Here is a 17992-nt window from a genome sequence, read left to right on the forward strand (position 1 = left end):
GCCGAATAAATACCCCACACCATCACGACTCGGCCGCACTGCCGTTGGCTGTCGTTCAATCAATAACCTCTGCGGCGAACACGCAACGGTTACCGGACGACTCCGCGTTGTGAAGGTTCCCCTATCTCAGTGATAGCATCCCCGCGTCTGCGACCTTGGTCCACTCGGCTCCGGCGCTGTTTTGAGATCGGGCCGGTTCTCAACGCGACGGCGACCGAGTCGTGCCAAGCGGTTGCGCCACGGATTCCCCCGATCCGTCCGCCGACGACTGCAGGCTACATATAGGAAAGGTTTCCATGAATCGAGACGCACTCGTGTGGTGCCTGGTTGCGGCGACGACCATCGCCGTCGCCGCGGCCCTGGTGCTCAGTCGTCGCAACAAGGCCATAGCGGCGAAGAAGCAGCAGGCAGAGGCCGCGCTCACGCAGAGGCTGAGCGAGGCCGACGTGCAACTGGCCGCTTTAAGAGCGGAGTTGCAGCAGCACCAGGACGAGCACGACAAGACCATCCAAGAGGCCGAAGAGGCGGCCGAGGAAAGCACCAAGGCTGTCCTCAAGGGTTCCGCGCGCTTTCTGCAGAGCCTTGCCGCGGAACAGCTCGCGCTTCTTGAGGAAATCCAGCGCAAGTACGGCGGCCATTCCGTCCTGAGCGATCTGCTGGAAGTCAGTCACGCCAATGCACAGATGGCTCGCAAGTCACAAGGCATTGCAGTTATGTGCGGTGCTCCGCTGGGCCGCCGAAATAGGCCCGCCAGCGTTTATGACGCGGTGCGCAGCGCGCAGGGTCAGATTCGTAACTTCCGGCGCGTCGAAATCATGCAGCAGACCGGTTTTGCATTGAAGGCGTCCGCCGTTTCTCCGGTCGCGCTCGCGGTCGCCGAACTTCTCGACAACGCTGCCAGTTTTTCTCAGCAGGGTTCGCCGATCGAGGTCACTTTCCAGCGGGTGCAGAAGAACCTGTGCATCGTCATCGACGACGCCGGTGTCGGTATGAACGACGAGGACCGGCAGAAGGCCTCCGCACTGCTCTCCGGTGACTTCCGGCCCCGTCTCTCGCATCTGGGCAACCAGCCGAAGTTCGGTTTCCCCGTGATCGGCCTGCTCGCGCAGCAGTACGGGTTCCGGGTGGACGTGACCGGTGTGTCCCGCTACGGCGGCGTGCGCGCCGTCGTACTGCTGCCGCAGGAGCTGTGGACCGAGGAGGAGGCGGCCCCGGCCGAGGACCCCCAGGTCAGCGGTATCCGTGGCACAGTCGGCCGGCCGGAGCCCGTCAGCCGTACCGCGCACGGCCTGCCGCGGCGTGGCGCCCGCCAGGTGCCCATCGCCAGCGTTCCCGACCGGGACAGCTCACAGTCGCCCGCCGCGGCGCCGGAGGACGCCGGCCGCGCCGCGGGCCGGAGCCTCGGGGCCTTCCAGCGCGGCACGCTCTCGGGCCGCAATCTCGCCTCGGCTCCGTCCGAAGGGTCCGATGACGCATGACCACAGACCTGTCGTGGATGCTCGAGGACATCGTGCACAACGTGCCGAAGGCGCGTCACGCCGTCCTGCTGTCCGCGGACGGCCTTCCCCGGGGCGCGACCGACGGCATGGCCCAGCAGGACGTGCGGACGATCTCCGCCGCCATGGCCGGCATGCAGTCGCTCAGCCGTGCGACCTCCCACTTCGCCGGGCCGGGGGAAGACAGGCAGTGGAACCAGACGATCATCGAGTTCTCGCACGGCTGGATCTTCCTGATCGGTGCCGGGCAGGGCGCCTATCTGGCGGCGGCCGCGGCGCCGGACGTCGACATGCAGCAGATCTCCTTCCGCATGCACCGGCTGGTCGCCCGGCTCGGCAACAACCTCACCTCGCCGCCCCGGGTGAACGCGGACGGCCTCGCCGGGCGGTCCGGCGGAGCCCGGGCACAGCAGGGGGCGGGCGGCCAGGGGATCCCGATCGCGGACCTCGACGAAGCGGTCGCCGAGGTGCAAGGCGCCCGCCACGCCGTCCTGTTGGGCTCCGACGGCCTGCCCCGCGGTGCCACCACGGGCATGAGCCAGGACCTGGCGGACACCATCTCCGCGGCCATGACGGGGATTCACGCCTACAGCCGGGCCACCTCGCAGTTCGCCGGTGTGGGCCAGGACGCGCAGTGGCGGCAGACGGTGATCGAGTTTCAGCACGGCTGGATCTTTCTGATCTCGGCCGGCCGTGGGGCGTTCCTGGCCGCGGCCGCCGAACACGATGCCGATATCGAGGAGTTCACCACCCGGCTGCATCAGGTGGTGCCACGGCTGAGCTCATATATGGCACCACGCGGGGAGGCGAGCCGTACGTGAATGACGGGCCGGATCAGGAACTTGAGCTGACGTCAGCATTAGTCCCGCTCTTCGTGATCACGAACGGGCGGGCCCTGCCCCCGGACAATGCCTACGAGCGCACCACCCTGGTGTCCGCCCAAGAGGGTGCCACTGCTTCGGCTCGCACGCTTTCCCCGGAGGCGAGGCAGGTTCTGGAGCTGGTGACGGAAGGTTTTCTCTCCGTCGCCGAAGTGGCCGCCCACACACATCTGCCGCTGGGGATCGTGCGGATTCTCCTGGTGCAGATGGAGGAGAGCGGTCTCATCATCGCGCGGAAGCCCGTGCCCCGCGCCGAACGTGTCGACCGAGAAGTGCTCAACGCCGTACTCGACGGCCTCAAAGCCCGATTCGGAGCGTGATTCGTGTACCTGGATTCAGGTGTCCTCACCGCTGTGAAGATCCTCGTGGTGGGGCACTTCGGGGTCGGGAAGACCACATGCATCGGCAGCATCTCCGAGATCGAGCCCCTGCGGACCGAAGAGGAGATCACCGAAGCCAGCGTGGGCTTTGACGATCTGTCAGGGACTCCGGACAAGACCACCACGACGGTCGCCATGGACTTCGGCCGCCTGACCATCAGCGACGAGGTGGTGCTGTACCTCTTCGGCACGCCGGGTCAGGAGCGCTTCAAGGAGATGTGGGAGGAGCTGTCCAGGGGGGCACTGGGCGCGCTCGTCCTGGTCGACCCGGAGCGGCTGTCGGAGTCCTTCCCGGTCCTGGACCTGGTCGAGCGGTTCGGCCTGACGTACGCCATCGGCGTCAACCACTTCGACGACGCGACCAATTATCCGCTCGCGGAGATCCGCGAGGCGCTGAACCTGTCCGACCGGACCCCCGTCGTCTCCTGCGACGTACGGGACCAGCAGTCGTCGGCGCAGGCCCTCATCACCCTCGTCCACCACCTACTGTCCCTTCTCGACTAGGAGCCTCCCCCACATGCAGCAGCGTCCCGGCATACAAGGGCCACCGCCCGGCTGCCCCGCGCACGGCAATGTCCCCCTCTACGGCCCGCAGTTCGGCTCCGATCCCGACGCCACCTACGCGTATCTGCGCAGCCTCGGCCCGAGTGCGCCGGTGGACATCGCCCCGGGCGTGGAGGTCGAGCTGGTCACCAGCTACGACGCCGCCCTGTACATCCTGCAGAACCCCGCTTCGTTCGTCCGGGACTCGCGGCGCTGGCGGGCGCTGAACGAAGGGCGGGTACCCGAGGACAGCCCGGCACTCCCCATGATGGGCTACCGGCCCAACGCGCTGTTCAGCGACGGAGCGGCACACGCCCGCCTCCGCCAGGCCGTGACCGACAGTCTCGCCACCGTCAACGAGATCCAGCTGGTGCGGCAGACCCAGCAGTCCGCCGACTACCTGGTCAGCCGGTTCAACTCCGACCGCCTCGGGCAGGCCGAGCTGATGGCCGAGTACGCGCAGCCGCTGCCGCTGCTGGTCTTCAGCGACCTGTTCGGGTGCCCGCCCGAGATCGGTGACCGGGTGATCGTCGGGATCAGCGGCATCTTCGACGGCACGGCCGGTGCGGACCAGGTGCTGGGCGAGGCGCTCGGCGAGCTGATCGCGCTCAAGCGGCGCAGGCCCGGCAACGACCTGACGACCCGCCTGATGGAGCACTCCGCGGCACTGACCGACGAGGAGGTGCTGCACCAGCTCGTGACGCTGCTCTCGGGCGGCACCGCGCCCCTGTCGGCGGCGATCGGCACCAGCAGCGCGCTGATCCTCGGCGAGGACTGGCAGGCCGGTCTGCCGGTCGAGGACGCGGTCGGCCAGGCCCTGTGGAACTACGCGCCGATCGCCAACTACGCGGCCCACTACCCCACTCACGACGTGGAGCTGGGCGGCCGGATGCTCCGCGCGAACGACCCGGTGGTGATCTCCTTCGCGGCCGCCAACACCGATCCCCGGCTGGCGGAGCACCGCGAGCAGCTCAGCGCCAAGGCCCATCTGTCCTTCGGTGCCGGGCCGCACGCCTGCCCCGCAAAGGACCCGGCGTTCGTGATCGCCGTCACCGCCGTCGAGTCCCTCCTCAACCGGCTGCCCGACATCGAAGTCCGGGTTCCCTTCAAGGACTTGAACTGGGTGCCCGCTCCCTGGAGCCGGTCCCTGGTGGCGCTGCCGGTGCGGTTCACGCCGCGCGCCGTGGCGCCGACTCCTGCTCAGGCACCGCAGCAGCCTGCCGCGGCCGCCGCGCACCACGCCCCGAGCCCCGTGCCGCAGCCTGCGGCGCCGGCCGCGTCCAAGCCCAAACCGGGCCTCTTCAGCCGGTTCCTGGCATGGACCAGGGGAGAGTGACGTAGGCAACTCTTCGCACGAATAGTCATCTTGTATGTATCAGCAAACGGGGGGGTATGCATGGCGGCTGATACGTGAGAGCAAGAAGGGGACATCGTGGAGATTGCGATAACTCCGCCCGTCGACAGACGATTTGCCGTCTCGCTGTTCTCTCGGTTACGGACCGCAAAGGGCCAGGCAAATCCCTTTCCGATCTACGGGGAGCTGCGGTCGAGGGGCGGAGTCGTCGCAGCCCCCTGGGGCGGACATCTGGTCACCTCCTTCGACGTGTGCGACCAGGTGCTGCGCAGCCGTGACTGGCTGGAGCCCGACGCGCGCTGGCGGGAGCAGCAGGGAGACGGCACGCGCTGGACGGCCCCGTCCTCGCGCGAGATGAGCCGGACACTGCCCGCGCTCAACCCTCCGGAGCACACCTGGGTGCGCCGGTCGGCGGGCATGTTCGACCGCACCACCCTGGAGCAGCTGCGCGGGACGGTGGGCCGGAGCACGACCCGGCTCCTCGACTCGCTCGCCGAGCGGCTGCACGACGGCGAGGCGGACTTCAACGCCCTGGTCGGCGAGGAGTTGCCCGTCGCCACCATCGGGCACTGGCTCGGGCTGCCCACCGCCGACTTCCCCCGGCTGCGGGAGCTGACCCACGACCAGGTCTTCACCCAGGAACTGCTGCCGTCGGCCAGCCAGCTGGCGAAGTCGGACGCGGCCACGGCGGAGCTGCGGACCTACTTCATGGACCTGGTGCGCCGGCGCCGGGCCCACCCCGGTGACGACCCCGTCTCGCGGTGGATCACGCTGTGGGACGCCATGGAGGGCGACCAGGACAAGGCGGACGAGGCCGTCTACTTCCTGGCGTTGTTCGTACTGCTGGCTGCGCTGGAGACGACCGCCACGCTGTTGTCGACGATGACGCTCCTGCTGCTGGAACATCCCCGGCAGTGGGACTGGCTCACCGTCCACCCCGAACTCGTGCCCGCCGCCGTCGAAGAATCGTTGCGCTACGACCCGCCCACGCATGTCATCAGCCGCGTCTCCTCCCGGGACGGCGTCCTCGGCGGCGTCGAGGTCCGCAAGGACGAGATGGTCCACCTCATGGTGGGCGCGGCCAACCGGGACCCGGCCAAGCACGAGGATCCCGAACTGTTCAACCTGCACCGCAAACCGGCGCACCTCGCCTTCAGCGGTGGCATCCACTACTGCCTCGGGGCTCCCCTGGCCCGTATGGAGGCACAGACCCTGCTCCACCAGCTGGTCAGGCGTTTCCCCCGCCTCACCCTCGTACGCAGACCGACCTGGGCACCGCGTGTGGCCTTCAGGCGCCTGCTGAACCTGGACGTCGCCCTCTCATGACCGACATGATCAACACCTCCCCCCACTTCCCCTACAAGGCGCTGCACGTCGAACACGACGGGCCGGTCCTCCGGGTCCGTCTCAACCCCCCGGCACAGGACGGCACGCTGACCGTCGCCGCACTCGACGACCTCGCCACCCTCCTCCACAGCCTCCACGACCGGCCCGACATCCGGGTGCTGATCCTCTCCGCCGCGGGTGCGGACTTCTGTCTCGGCGCCGACCGGGTCGAGTACCAGGCGGCGCTGGCCGAGGACCCGACCGGAGCCGCCATGCGCCGGATCGCGGACAAGGCCTACCGTGTGTGCGACGCGCTGGAGAACACGCACGCGGTCACCGTCGCCAGACTCCACGGCAAGGTGGTGGGCGCCGGTCTCGCGCTCGCCTCCTTCTGCGACCTGCGCGCCGGAGCCGACAGCTGCCGGTTCCGCATGCCCGAGATCGGCCTCGGCCTGCCGCCGGCCTGGGGAGGCGCCATGGGCCGCCTGATAGTCGAGGGCGGAGCCGCCAGGATCCGTGAACTCATGCTCACCTGCGAGACCTTCGACGCGGCCACCGCCCACCGGCTCGGCCTGCTGCACAAGGTCGCCCCGCTCGACGAACTGGACGCGGCCGTCAACGCCTGGGTACGCCCGCTCCTGCGGCGCTCACCCGAAGCCCTCACCCTGACCAAGCGCATGTTCGCGGGCTACGCGCGCGCCAACCGCACGGCCGACGTGGCCCTGCTGGACGCGCACCTCCTCACCGCACAGCTGGGCCAGGCCCGCCCGCAGCGCGTGGCCGAGCACTCGTAGGGAAAGCGCCCGGTCGACGGCGACCGGGCGGCACCCTCCCCCAACTGCGGTTCCGTTGGCGGACCTTCGGGTGCGTGGTAGCTTCACACGGTGTCCAAGATCGAGATCGACGCGGTGACGGCCGAGTTCTTCGGCGCCTTCGACAACCGCGGCGGCAGACCGGCCGACGTGGCACGCATCCGCAGGCTCGTCCTCCCCTCCGGCGTCATCGTCATGACGGGACCGGACTTCACCGTCTACACCGTGGACGAGTTCATCGAGCCCCGCCGGCGGTTGCTCTCCGACGGCCGGCTCGTCGAGTTCTCGGAGTGGGAGACCTCCGAACACACCGAGATCGCGGGCGACATCGCTTCCCGGGTGAGTGAGTACCGCAAGTCCGGAATCATGAACGGCGAGCCCTACGAGGGCGGCGGTACCAAGACCCTGCAGTTCGTGCGCACTCCGGACGGCTGGCGCATCGCGGCACTCGCCTGGTTCGACCGGGCGTGAGGACGGAGCGGCGCCTGCGTCGCCTCGTCGTGGGTGAGACGGTTCACGAACCCGCGTGAGGCGGGCCGTACCCGGATGGCACGGCCCGCCTCCGGTCGCGGGTGGACGGTTCTCAGACGGTCGGTGCGCCTCGTCGCGGGGTCAGTGCACCTTGTTCAGCTTGTCGAGCGCCTTGGCGAGGCCGTTGGCCCACAGCTGGTTGACCCGGGCCCGCTCGGCCGAGTTCGGGTAGCGGTTGGTGCAGGACGGGCCCGGGCCGCCGCCCGACATCAGTTCGCTGCACGGGCCGCTGTAGTGGTCCGGCAGCCCCAGCACGTGACCGGTCTCGTGCGCGGCGACGCGGATCGAGTCGTACTGCCGGTTCTGCGCGTAGTCGAGGAAGATGTAGCCGTTGCCGTGGCCGTCCGTGGAGGCGTAGGACCCCTCGGGGTCACTGCCCTCGTAGTAGGCGAAGTCGGCGCCGCCCGAGGTCGCCTGCAGCTTGACGTTCGATACGGAGCTGTTCCATATCGACGCGGCGCTCGATATCTGCGAACGGAAGCTCGGCGCCTGGGAGGCGTCGTAGTAGACGGTCACCGACCGCAGGTTCGGGTGCGCCGCCTGCTTCTCGGCGACCGAGGCCAGCACGGCCTCGAAGAACGCCTTGCTGTTGCCAGCCTCGTCGGCGTGGCCCGTGTAGCGGGCGTGCGGCGAGGCGGTGGAGCCGGTGGTCTGGGCACTCGCCGGGATCGCGGTGCCCAGTGCGGCGAACGCCAGGCCCAGGCCGAGCGCCAGCGCTCTCCTGGAGGCCTTCGCGGCAGGGGAGGACGTACGGATCGACGTCATGTGGGGGGGTGCTCCTACTCGTTCGTGTGGGGTGGTGAACGATCGGTTGCCCCTGAGTTTCCGCCGCCCCGGCGGCCGGCGGATGATGGCAACCGGGGATATTGCCCGGCTATCACGCCCAACTCCAGCCGTTCCGTTGGCGTTTGAACATCTGGCGCCTCATCAGCCCCTGCCCTTACGCTCCGTGCATGGAGCTCGAGGTGAGGCACTTGCGCGTTCTGTGCGCCATCGCCGACGCCGGCAGTCTGCACCAGGCCGCTCGCGAACTGGGCATGGCCCAGCCCTCGTTGAGCACCCAGCTGCGCCGCATCGAGCAGACGCTCGGCGGCCGGCTCTTCACCCGTGACCGTACCGGCAGCCGCCTCACCCCGCTGGGCCACCTCGTGGTCAGCCGCGCCCGGCCGCTCGTCGCCGAACTCGCCGCGATCGTGGCCGAGGCGAGGGCAGCGGCCGCTCGCGCGGCGGGCGGTCCCCGGCTGCGCATCGGCGCCACGGCCAGCCGGGCCCTGCCGGGCTGGCTCCGCCGGTTGCGCGCCCGGGTCCCGGCGGTCGACCCCAGCCTCCGGATGGACGTGTCCGCGAACGCACTGCTGCGGATGGTCGCCGAGGGCGGGCTCGACCTGGCCTTCGTGCACGAGGTCGAGGGCAGCCCGCTGCGTGTCCCGGCCGGGCTGCGCCTGCGGGTACTGGTGGAGCGCGAACCGCAGTTCGTCACCCTGGCCGCCGACCACCCCGCCGCGGCGCAGCGCGAGATACCCCTGACCGACCTCGCCCACGAGCGCTGGATGATCGACTCCTCCGTCGACGGCGAGTGGGACGGTCTGTGCCGGGTGCTGCGCAAGGCCGGAATCGAGCCCGACCTGCTGCACGGCGACTATCTCAGCGCCTATTCCCTGGCCGCCATCGGCGAGGTCGTCACGGTCAGCCAGCCGACCGCGCGCCCCCGCCCCGACCTCGCCATCCGGCCGCTTCAGGGCGACCCGATAGGGGTACGGCTGCTGCTCGCGGCCCGGACGGCGGCCGAACTCGACCACGGCGCCCGAGAGCTGGAGGAGGCCTACTGGGAGGCGGCCCACCAGGCCCCGGCGTATCAGGAATGGCTGGAGCGCCGAAGACCCGGACCACCGGCCCGGCCGCTCCGCCCGGTGCGGACCTGAGGGCGCCGGGCCCACGGACTGTCGCCCGCTCGGCCGGGCGATGAGTTCCGGGAGTACGCGGGGTCTGTTACGCGTCGAGCGCCCGGCACCCGCACGGAAGGACCGCGCAGTGACGAACATCCACGTGACCGAATCGGACCTGGAGCTGCCCGACGGGCGCAGTCTGCACGTCTACGACACCGGCGCCGGCGGATCCGGCGCTCTCCCCGTCTTCTGGCATCACGGCACACCCAACGTGGGCCTGCCGCCCAGGCCCCTCTTCCCCGCCTCGGCCCGGCTCGGGGTCCGCTGGGTGTCGTACGACCGCCCCGGATACGGCGGTTCGACCCCGCTCGACGGCCGCGGCATCGCATCGGCCGCCGCCGACGTCGCCCGCATCGCCGATGCGCTCGGCATCGACCGCTTCGCCGTCATGGGTCACTCCGGGGGCGCCTCGCACGCCCTGGCGTGTGCCGCCGTACTGCCGGAGCGGGTGCTCGGCGTGGTCGAGGTGTCGGGTCTGGCCCCGTTCGACGCCGAGGGGCTCGACTGGTTCGCCGGCATGGCCGCATCCTGCCGGGCGTCACTGACCGCGGCCGCGGCGGGCCGCGAGGCGAAGGAGCGGTACGAGGCGGAGGCGGTCTACGACCCCGGGATGTTCACCTCGGCCGACCACGCGGCCCTGGCCGGTGACTGGTCCTGGTTCGAGGAGGTCGTGAGGCCGGCCGTGGCCGCAGGCCCTGGCGGACTCGTCGACGACGACCTGGCCTACGTTGACGCGTGGGGCTGCGACCCGGGGTCGGTCACCGCGCCGGTCCTCGTCCTGCACGGGGCTCGGGACAGGATCGTGCCGAGCACCCACGGCGAGTGGCTGGCGAACCGCTGCCCGCGCTCGGAACTCCGGCTGCGACCGGACGACGGCCACCTCTCCGTCCTGGGCGACGCGGCCGCGGCCCTTGAGTGGCTGGTTCGGCACGCGAGGCGGTGACCTGCGGCCGGGCTGCGTACAACCATCGGGCGGTGACGGAGGTCTCCCGTGCTGGAACGCGCGTTCCCGCACGGTTCAGCTGTCCGTGGCAGTCGATTCACACAGAGGATTTCATGCCCCCCACGCTCTCCGGCCCCCGTTTACTCCGCCAGACCGCCGGTGTTCTCGGGGCCGTCGCCCTGATCGCGCTCGGGGCCGCGCCCGCCGGTGCCGCCGACGTGAGACCCGGTCTGGTGCTGGGCAGGATCGCGCCGCTCGACGGAGTGCGGCCCGGCAGCGAGGTCACGGTCCCGGCCTCCTTCACCAACACCGGTGCCGAGGCGCTCGGCAAGGTCTGGATGTCCTACTCGGTCACCCGCGGGCTCAGCCACACCGAGGTGCCCGCCAACTGCCTGCGCTACGAGATCCCGTCCTTCGACGAGGCGCCCAGTTCCTCGGACGTGGTCTGCGAGTTCGACCAGCAGGTGAAGCCCGGTGTCGTCTACGCGCCCGACCGGACCCTGACCCTGAAGGCACTCGACCGCGCCCTCTACGACGAGCTGCGGGTGACGGTCGCCACGTACGACCCCGCGTTCACGGACGCCGGCCCGCCGCCGGTGCGGGGTACGGGCCCGGCGGTGAAACTGGTCGAGCGGCCCGACGAGACTCCGGCCGCACCCGGCTCCGCCCGGCACGAGGAGTGGGACGCGGCGACCGTGAAGGTGACCGCGAAGAACACGGCCGACTTCCAGGTGACCGGCGCCCGGCTCGAGGGAAGGGTCGGGGACACGGTCCCGCTGGTGGTGAAGTTCACCAACGCCGGGCCCGGCTGGGTGCTGCGCGAGATCGGCGCGGGTGCGACCCGCGTGCACATCACGGTGCCGGCCGGTACGTCGGTCGCCAGGACCGACGGGTTCTGCAAGAGCGTGGGGTCCCGGACGTACGAGTGCGGCACCAGCGAGGCGTGGGTCGACGAGAACAGCGGCGAGACGTACGAGTTCCGGCTGAAGATCAACAAGCTGGTGGCCGGGGCCAAGGGCTCGGTGGCACTGGCGGGAGAGCCCCGGCCGTTCGACGCCGACAAGGCGAACGACACAGCGGACATCCTGCTCGACGTCTCCGGTGACGGCTCCACGGGTGGCAGCGGCTCGACGGGCTCCGCGGGCGGCTCCACCGGAGGCTCCGCCACGGGGTCCACCGGTGATTCGGGGTCCGGCACCGGGTCCGGGTCGGCTTCCGGATCCTCCTCCGGCACCGCGGACGGCAGCGCCACCACGGGCACCTCGGGATCCTCCGCCACGGGCGGCAACCTGGCGAGCACCGGTACCGGCTCGGTCCTGCCGCTCGCGGTCGCCGCGGCCGGGGCCGTGGTCCTCGGCACGGGCACCGTCCTGGTGGCACGCCGGCGCGCCGGGCGACGGGACTGACGAGCGGCGGGGCGGGCCTCGGGCCCGCCCCGCACGGTCAGTAGCTGGAGCCCAGCGTCTGTGTCGTGTAGGCGCATTCCGTGTAGATGTACCCGGACCGGATCTTGGCCGTGTCCGAGGCCGGCGTCGCGGTGCTGTCACCGTGCGGCTTGTGCACGAAGTACGTGGTGCCGACCGGGAGACTGAGCGTCCGCTGCGGGTAGTTCTTGCCGCCGTTGCAGGGCTTGAAGCCGATCCTCAGTGTGTCGGCGAGGCCGTACGACTTGCAGCTGCCGCACCCCTTGAGTGTGAAGCTGCCGGTGACCGGTCCGGTGTAGAGGACGGTGACGTCGTGGGGGCTGTCGTTCTTGACCGTGACGGTGATGCCGCCGCCGGAGGCGGTGGTGGGCAGCTTCTTCCCGGCGGCCGGCAGGGTCTGGGCCACCTCGGCTCCGATGGCGATCTTCTTGGCCCGGTCCCGGTTCTTGCCGTTCTTGTTGTCGGAGACGTACTGCTCCATCGTCTTCTGGGACGCGTCGAAGTCGCGGTCCCGGTACTGGTCGACCCCGCAGGCGTACTCCCCCGCGTCGCCGCTCCGGTCGGCCCTGTCGGCGGACTTGGTGAGACCGCCGGCCGCACTGCCCGCCGACCCCGAGAGGTCCGTGATCCGGGTGTTCAGGTCGCGCAGCTTCTCGACGGCGGCGCAGGGGGCGCCGCCGTCGACGTCCTTCTCGGCCTTCTTCACCGCCGCGTCCACGGCGGGTGCGACCTTGGCCGCCGACCCGGACTGCGGGAAGGTGGTCAGCAGGTCGTCGAAGCGTGTGACCCAGTCCGCCTGACCCGCCGTCAGGCCCGCCCATCCGCACTCGTACAACGAGGTGGCGAGCCGGTCGTCGGGCCACCGGCCGAGCGAGCCGAGTTCCTTCTTCGGCATGAAACGGGGCACCGTGCGCAGGTACTTCAGCGGCTCGATCGCGTCGCAGTACTCCTGGTGCCCGTAGGCCGCTCCGACCGTGGTGTAGAAGCTCCGCATGCGGTCGGGCACCTGGGCGGCGGCGCGGGAGCCGGAGTGCTCGGCCGCCAGGTCCCGGTAGATCTCCAGAGCCGCGCCGTAGTCGCCCCGGGCGGTGGCGAACCTGTGCCGGCCGGCCTTGGTCACCAGCTGGTCGGCCTGGTCCAGCCGGTCGAGGAGTGCCCGTTGCACGGCTTCCTCGTGCGCGCCGTCGTACCAGACCACGCCACCTGCAGGTACGGCGAGCAGCAGTACGCCGAGCAGGAGGGCGAGGGGCGCGCGGCCCGGCCAGGTGAGCCGGGTGCGCAGTCCGGCGATCGCACCGTGGACGGCGGCCGCCAGCAGGAGCAGGACGTAGACGGTGAGCGCGGCCCCCGGGACGCCGTCGGCGTCGGCGGGCAGGGCCACGAACAGCAGGACGGCGGTCGCCGCCAGGCAGGCGGCCGTCAGGACCCATCTTCGCAGGAGTGCGTACCCGAGGCCGAGTCCGCTCAGGTTGAGTACGGCGACGGCTGCCGCCCGCCGGCCGTCCGGCGGCGCGGGCGGTGGCGCCGAGGGCATCGGTGGTGCGGCGAATCCCTGATACGGACCGTACGGATCGGACATGCTGGTCTCCCCCCCGTCAACTTCCCCCGAAATACTGCGGATCGGCAGTGTAAGGCCGGGGCCACGGAGCTGACAGAGGGTGTCCGGACAATGATCCGGACGGGTCGATGCCGTCCTGGGTGTGCACCTCCAGCAGTCCGCGCGCGGCGCCGCGCGTGGTTGATGTCGACGAGCCGGCTCACCCCGGTGATGCCGTACTCGGACAGCGCGACGACGGTACGGGCGTCGTCCAGCAGCGGGGCCAGGGTCGCGTCCAGGTCGGCGGCAGCCGTGCAGCGCGGTGCCCCTGGCCCGGGCACCGGCGTCGTCGGCCATGCCGATCAGCTGTCCCATGGACGCACCGTCGACCAGATGGCCCAGGAACCGGGGCCCGGCAAAGGAGTTTCCCGCCCGTTGCGGTCCCGTCCACTCCGCTGTCCGGGCAGCCGGACCCCGACCACGTGACACTTGAGGGAAGCGACGGACGAGCGGGGCCGGGAGGCGAGGGCGGTGATCGCGGTCAATCCGACCGACAGCGCCTCACTGCTCGCTGCCTTCGGTGCGCTGGGCGTCCTGGTGGTGATCTTCGCCGAGTCGTCCCTGCTGGTCGTCGGTTTCTTCCTGCCGGGCGACACGCTGCTGTTCCCGGCCGGTGTGCTGTGCGCGGCGAGCGCTCAGCACCCTGCGCGGCTGGTGCTCTGGCAGGTCCTGCTGTGCGCGGCCGTCGGCGCCGTGGCGGGCGGCCAGGCGGGCTACCTGCTCGGGCGGCACGGCGGGCGACCCCTGCTGGCCCGCACCTCGCGGCGGCGGGTGAAGGAGGGCACGGCCCGGGCGGAACGGATGCTGGCCCGCTACGGATACCGCAAGGCGCTGGTGCTCGGCCGCTTCGTCCCGATGCTGCGCTCCGTGCTCCACCCGGCGGCCGGCGCACTCGGCGTTCCCGTGCGGACGTTCACCGTCTGGCAGACCATCGGCGGCCTGCTCTGGTCCCAGAGCCTGGTACTCGCCGGATATCTCCTGGGTTCCTCGGTGTCCCACGTCGACGACTACCTGTTGCCGTTGGTCGCGCTCATCGTCGCCGTCTCCCTGCTGCCACTGCTGGCGGAGGCCCGCCGAACGCGGCGCGAGCGGCGGGCCTCCGGTCGGACCGAGAGTTGACCGTGGTCAGCCGAGCCCCCAGGCGAGGCCGAGCCGGTAGGCGGCGCAGAGGTGGACGTCGAGGATGTACGGGGCAGCGGTGCCGCACCCGGTCGCCGGGTCGACGGGCTGCCCGTGCCCCATTCCGGTGACGCTGTAGGTCTCCACCACGGCCTGCCCGGCGGGGGTCCGGTAGACCTGGTGCGGGTACCCCGCCACGGTGTCGGAGACGTCCGCGCTCTGATCGGCACCCTGGACGTCGGTCCACTGCCTGACCAGGTCCGTCATGTTGGACGGCTTCACCGTGCCGTCCGCCGAGCCCTGGAGGACCGTGAGCACGGGCCAGGGGCCGGTGTATCCGGGGCGGGCCTTGCGCACCCGGTCGCCCCACTGGGCCGGGGTCTGGTTCGCCCACCCGTACATGCACGGGTAAGGTCCACCGGCCGCCTCGGAGCAGCCGTACGGCAGCCCGGCGACGATGCCGGCCGCGCGGAACTTCTCGGGGTAGGCCGCCATCATCACCGCCGTCATACCGCCCCCGGCGGACAGGCCGGTGACGAACACCCGCGAGGGGTCGCCCTGGACGTCGGCGAGTTGGCGGTCCACCATCTGCGCGATCGAGGCGGCCTCGCCGTTCCCGCGCTCGATGTCCCCTGACTGGAACCAGTCGAAGCACTTGCCGAGGTTGTTGCCCGCGGACTGCTGCGGGACCACGACGGAGAAGTGCCAGCGGTCCGCGAGCGTGGTCCAGCCGCTGCTGACGGCGTACCCGGCGTCCTGGGTGCAGCCGTGCAGGGCGACGACGGGGGCGTTCGCCGGCAGGTCCGGGGGGTCGTAGCGGAACATGCGCAGCGCACCGGGATTGGAACCGAACCCGGTGACTTCGCCGAGGGAGGCGGCAGCGGCCGCCGTGCGGGGGGTGAGGAGTCCGGCGGCCAAGGCGGCCACGAGGGCCACCAGGGCGGCTGTCAGGCGTGCGGCTCTGGTCTGCATGGCCGCAGATGCTAGGAGCCTGGCACGGCTGCGCTTATGGGGCCGGACCCCATAGTGCGGTCGCCGCGAGTGGGCCCGGCAGCGGGCTGGGCACGTCAGTGAGACGTCACCGTCGCGTCAGCGGGTTCCGGCACCGTAGTTGATGTGAACGGCACGGGAAACCGGAAGCCGGGAACAGGGAGAGGTGCCCGGAGTGGCTGATCGGGGACCTACGAGCACGCCTCGAGGTCGGGCCCCACGGGGCCCACGCAGGTTCGAATCCTGCCCTCTCCGCCCACCACAAGCTCGATCCGCTCCCTATTTGCCATATGCCCCATTTGTCCGATTACCCTGGGGGGCTGTTGCCCCGAGCCCGCCCGGGCGGGCTCGGGAAGTCCGGCAGAGGGAAGGAGCACGAAAGGCATGCGCAGCGCACGGATATCCGCCCTCGCTATGCCCTTCGGACGAGCCGGCTGCGCCGACGCCGCGCGGGCGACGGTGGCAGCAGGGCTGACCTGGCAGGTGTGCGTGAACCTGCTGCACACACCCCATCCCTATGTGGGCGCCGTGGCGGCACTGCTCATCGTCGAGGCGACGGTGGTGCGCACGGTCGCCGCGGCGACGCGGTACGCCACGGGATGCCTGCTCGGCGTGGCCGTCGCCGTACCCGCCGCCCTGTACGTCGAGCCGGGGATGGCGGGTCTCGGTCTCGTCGTCTTCGCCTCGGTGCTGCTGGCCCGGCACGAGCTGCTCGGCCACCAGGGGCTGCATCTGCCGACGACGGCACTGATCACCTTCGCCCTGGTCCGTGGCCGACATCCCGCCGAGGTGGTCTCCCACCTCGCCGAGATCATGCTGGGCATCGCGTTCGGCCTGGCGTGCAGCGCGCTGCTGTTCCCGGCCGTACGGGTCCGGTCCGCGGAGCACGCCGTGGAGAGGCTGCGCACTCTGCTCGCCCGCCACCTGGACGGTCTGGCCGACGCGGTCGCCCGGCGGGAGCGGCCGCGGAACGTGCTCGGCTCCGGCTGGGAGCGGGAACTCGACGTCGCGCTGACGGAGGCCCGTACCGCCGTGGACGAGGCGCACGAGAGCGTGCGCTGGAACGTACGCCCCATCGCTCGGCGCCGCCGCTGGCACCTGGACCGTCGCGTCATGGGGACGCTGGCCGACGTGGAGCAGCAGGTGTGCGCGGCCGGACGAATCCTCGACACGCGACCCGCTGTGAACCGGCCCGGTCCGCCGGGCGAGGGCGCTCCCGCAGCCGACGGGTTCGCCGGGCCGTACGCGGGATTGTTGCGTACGACGGCCCTGTGCGTCTACGGCTGCCGGGGCGGGCGGCCCCATCCCGCGCTGCCGGCGGCCCGGCACGCCCTCGCCCGTCTGGACAGACCCGACCGTGATTCACCGGTCGACCGTGAGCAGGACCGCCATCTCGTCCATCACCTGGACGCGGTCCTGTCCTGCCTGACCACGTCCGTACCCGCTCCGACCCGGCAGCACCGGGTGCTCAGCCCGCTGCGGCCCGCACAGCGACGATGACCTCTCACCCCACGGATCACCCGCACGACTGCACCGCGCCCACCGACATCACCGGCCCCGCCCCGCCCGTCCGGACCCGGCTGCCTCTCACCCCGGCCCCCGTCCTGCTCCTGGTGGCCGTCGCCCTCGCCGACCTGCTGACGCCGGACTGGCTGCATGTCTCGCCGGTGATGGCCGCCGTGCCGGTCCTGGCCGCCGCCCTGCTCCCCATGTGGGCGACGGCGACCCTCGCCTGCGCCGCGCTCGCCTTGACGGCGCTGCTGCAGATGGCCGCGGGGCAGCTCGGCCGGCCCGACTCGGACGTCATCCTGGGCACCCTGGCCGTGGTCGGGCTCGCCTCCCTCGCCACCTGCTCGCTGCGCCGGCGCCGGGAGGGGCAGCTGCGGCAGGTCCGCTCCGTCGCGGAGACAGCACAGCGTGCGCTGATGCACCCGCTGCCGGGCCGGCTCCCCTCGCTGGCCCTGTGCGGGGTGTACCTGCCGGCCGAGTCGGAGGCCCGGATCGGCGGCGACTTCTACGAGGCGCTGCAGACGCCCTACGGCACCCGCATCCTCATCGGAGACGTGCGGGGCAAGGGGCTGACGGCCGTCGAGGCAGCCGCGAACCTGCTCGGCGCGTTCCGGGAGCTGGCCGACCGTGAGGCGTCCCTGGCCAGGGTGGCACAGGGCCTGGACTCGCGCGCCCGACGGGAGATCGCGGCGCTGGACGGCCAGGGCAGGCAGGCGCTGTTCACGGAACGGTTCGCGACCGCCCTGCTGGTGGAGTTCCCGCCCGGCGAGGCGGTCGCCCGTATCGTCCACTGCGGTCATCCCGAGCCGCTCGTGGTGCGCGCGGGCCGGGTCCGGGCCCACCTGCCCGACCGGCCCGGGCCACCGCTCGGACTCGGCGACCTCCTGGCCGTGGAACCGGTCGCGACGACGGTGCCCTTCGCCCCGGGCGACCGGCTCCTGCTGTACACGGACGGATTCGTCGAGGCCCGGGACCGCCGGGGCTGGTTCTACGACCTCCCCGCCCACGCCCGTGCCCACGCGGACCGCCCGCTGCCCGCCATGGTCTCCGCCCTGCGCCGAGCCCTCCTGCACCACGTCGACGGCGACCTCGGCGACGACGCGGCGCTGGTGGCACTGGAGCGGCTGCCGTGAGAGCGCCT

17 protein-coding genes and 2 pseudogenes are annotated in these 17992 nt (G+C 71.2%); 15 read left to right on the forward strand and 4 right to left on the reverse strand.

The annotated features are described in order from the left end of the window. The first annotated feature begins 296 nt into the window (after nucleotides 1-296). From AC07DS_RS37430 to AC07DS_RS37465, 8 genes are all read left to right on the forward strand, one after another. Nucleotides 297-1478, forward strand: coding sequence for an ATP-binding protein (locus tag AC07DS_RS37430; protein ID WP_479152777.1), 1182 nt, complete (start codon nucleotides 297-299; stop codon nucleotides 1476-1478). Beyond that, nucleotides 1475-2317, forward strand: a complete 843-nt coding sequence (locus AC07DS_RS37435) for a roadblock/LC7 domain-containing protein (RefSeq protein ID WP_479152779.1) — start codon at nucleotides 1475-1477, stop codon at nucleotides 2315-2317. Before AC07DS_RS37430 ends, AC07DS_RS37435 begins: the two co-directional genes overlap by 4 nt. After that, entirely contained in the window at nucleotides 2314-2697 is a 384-nt protein-coding gene (locus AC07DS_RS37440; RefSeq protein WP_336115618.1) for a DUF742 domain-containing protein, read from the forward strand. The genes AC07DS_RS37435 and AC07DS_RS37440 overlap by 4 nt, the downstream gene beginning before the upstream one ends. Nucleotides 2698-2700: 3 nt before the next feature. Next, nucleotides 2701-3261: a GTP-binding protein gene (locus tag AC07DS_RS37445; RefSeq protein WP_479152781.1), complete on the forward strand. Its 561-nt coding sequence runs from the start codon at nucleotides 2701-2703 to the stop codon at nucleotides 3259-3261. Nucleotides 3262-3274: 13 nt separating this feature from the next. Then, a complete protein-coding gene (locus tag AC07DS_RS37450) occupies nucleotides 3275-4636 on the forward strand; it encodes a cytochrome P450 family protein (protein WP_479152783.1) in 1362 nt (453 codons plus the stop codon). 96 nt (nucleotides 4637-4732) lie between these two features. Further along, complete coding sequence (locus AC07DS_RS37455) at nucleotides 4733-5980, forward strand: cytochrome P450 (protein ID WP_479152785.1); 1248 nt, start codon at nucleotides 4733-4735, stop codon at nucleotides 5978-5980. A gap of 5 nt (nucleotides 5981-5985) precedes the next feature. Further along, nucleotides 5986-6774, forward strand: coding sequence for an enoyl-CoA hydratase/isomerase family protein (locus tag AC07DS_RS37460; protein ID WP_479152786.1), 789 nt, complete (start codon nucleotides 5986-5988; stop codon nucleotides 6772-6774). A 90-nt stretch (nucleotides 6775-6864) separates the two neighbouring features. Next, the gene (locus AC07DS_RS37465) at nucleotides 6865-7263 is read left to right on the forward strand and encodes a nuclear transport factor 2 family protein (RefSeq protein ID WP_479152787.1); all 399 of its coding nucleotides are present in this window, start codon (nucleotides 6865-6867) and stop codon (nucleotides 7261-7263) included. A 141-nt stretch (nucleotides 7264-7404) separates the two neighbouring features. On the opposite strand, the gene snpA is transcribed toward AC07DS_RS37465, so the two are convergent. Next, complete coding sequence (snpA, locus tag AC07DS_RS37470) at nucleotides 7405-8088, reverse strand: snapalysin (RefSeq protein ID WP_479152789.1); 684 nt, start codon at nucleotides 8086-8088, stop codon at nucleotides 7405-7407. Between the two features lie 188 nt (nucleotides 8089-8276). On the opposite strand from snpA, the gene AC07DS_RS37475 reads away from it, so the two are divergent. From AC07DS_RS37475 to AC07DS_RS37485, 3 genes are all read left to right on the forward strand, one after another. Further along, nucleotides 8277-9245, forward strand: coding sequence for a LysR family transcriptional regulator (locus tag AC07DS_RS37475; protein ID WP_479152791.1), 969 nt, complete (start codon nucleotides 8277-8279; stop codon nucleotides 9243-9245). Between the two features lie 118 nt (nucleotides 9246-9363). Continuing rightward, nucleotides 9364-10212 carry an alpha/beta fold hydrolase gene (locus tag AC07DS_RS37480; RefSeq protein WP_479152887.1) on the forward strand — a complete coding sequence of 283 codons (849 nt, stop codon included), beginning with the start codon at nucleotides 9364-9366 and terminating at the stop codon, nucleotides 10210-10212. A 113-nt stretch (nucleotides 10213-10325) separates the two neighbouring features. Then, nucleotides 10326-11618, forward strand: coding sequence for a hypothetical protein (locus tag AC07DS_RS37485; RefSeq protein WP_479152794.1), 1293 nt, complete (start codon nucleotides 10326-10328; stop codon nucleotides 11616-11618). A gap of 37 nt (nucleotides 11619-11655) precedes the next feature. On the opposite strand, the gene AC07DS_RS37490 is transcribed toward AC07DS_RS37485, so the two are convergent. Together AC07DS_RS37490 and AC07DS_RS37495 are read right to left on the reverse strand one after the other, a co-directional pair. After that, entirely contained in the window at nucleotides 11656-13215 is a 1560-nt protein-coding gene (locus AC07DS_RS37490; protein WP_479152797.1) for a hypothetical protein, read from the reverse strand. 91 nt (nucleotides 13216-13306) lie between these two features. Continuing rightward, nucleotides 13307-13508: pseudogene (locus AC07DS_RS37495) on the reverse strand (alkaline phosphatase family protein); the annotation flags it as partial. A 196-nt stretch (nucleotides 13509-13704) separates the two neighbouring features. Between AC07DS_RS37495 and AC07DS_RS37500 the strand changes: the two are divergent. Beyond that, the gene (locus tag AC07DS_RS37500; protein WP_479152889.1) at nucleotides 13705-14352 is read left to right on the forward strand and encodes a DedA family protein; all 648 of its coding nucleotides are present in this window, start codon (nucleotides 13705-13707) and stop codon (nucleotides 14350-14352) included. A gap of 6 nt (nucleotides 14353-14358) precedes the next feature. On the opposite strand, the gene AC07DS_RS37505 is transcribed toward AC07DS_RS37500, so the two are convergent. Continuing rightward, nucleotides 14359-15324, reverse strand: coding sequence for an extracellular catalytic domain type 1 short-chain-length polyhydroxyalkanoate depolymerase (locus AC07DS_RS37505; RefSeq protein WP_479152799.1), 966 nt, complete (start codon nucleotides 15322-15324; stop codon nucleotides 14359-14361). Between the two features lie 178 nt (nucleotides 15325-15502). Between AC07DS_RS37505 and AC07DS_RS37510 the strand changes: the two are divergent. The 3 genes and pseudogenes from AC07DS_RS37510 to AC07DS_RS37520 all read left to right on the forward strand — a co-directional run bounded on the left by AC07DS_RS37510 (nucleotide 15503) and on the right by AC07DS_RS37520 (nucleotide 17984). Then, a pseudogene (locus tag AC07DS_RS37510) lies at nucleotides 15503-15597 on the forward strand. 129 nt (nucleotides 15598-15726) lie between these two features. Continuing rightward, on the forward strand, nucleotides 15727-16842 hold the full coding sequence (locus tag AC07DS_RS37515) for an FUSC family protein (RefSeq protein ID WP_479152801.1): 1116 nt from the start codon (nucleotides 15727-15729) through the stop codon (nucleotides 16840-16842). Further along, nucleotides 16839-17984 carry a PP2C family protein-serine/threonine phosphatase gene (locus tag AC07DS_RS37520; protein WP_479152803.1) on the forward strand — a complete coding sequence of 382 codons (1146 nt, stop codon included), beginning with the start codon at nucleotides 16839-16841 and terminating at the stop codon, nucleotides 17982-17984. The genes AC07DS_RS37515 and AC07DS_RS37520 overlap by 4 nt, the downstream gene beginning before the upstream one ends. Nucleotides 17985-17992: the final 8 nt, after the last annotated feature.

This window comes from Streptomyces sp. NPDC044064 (assembly GCF_056434245.1).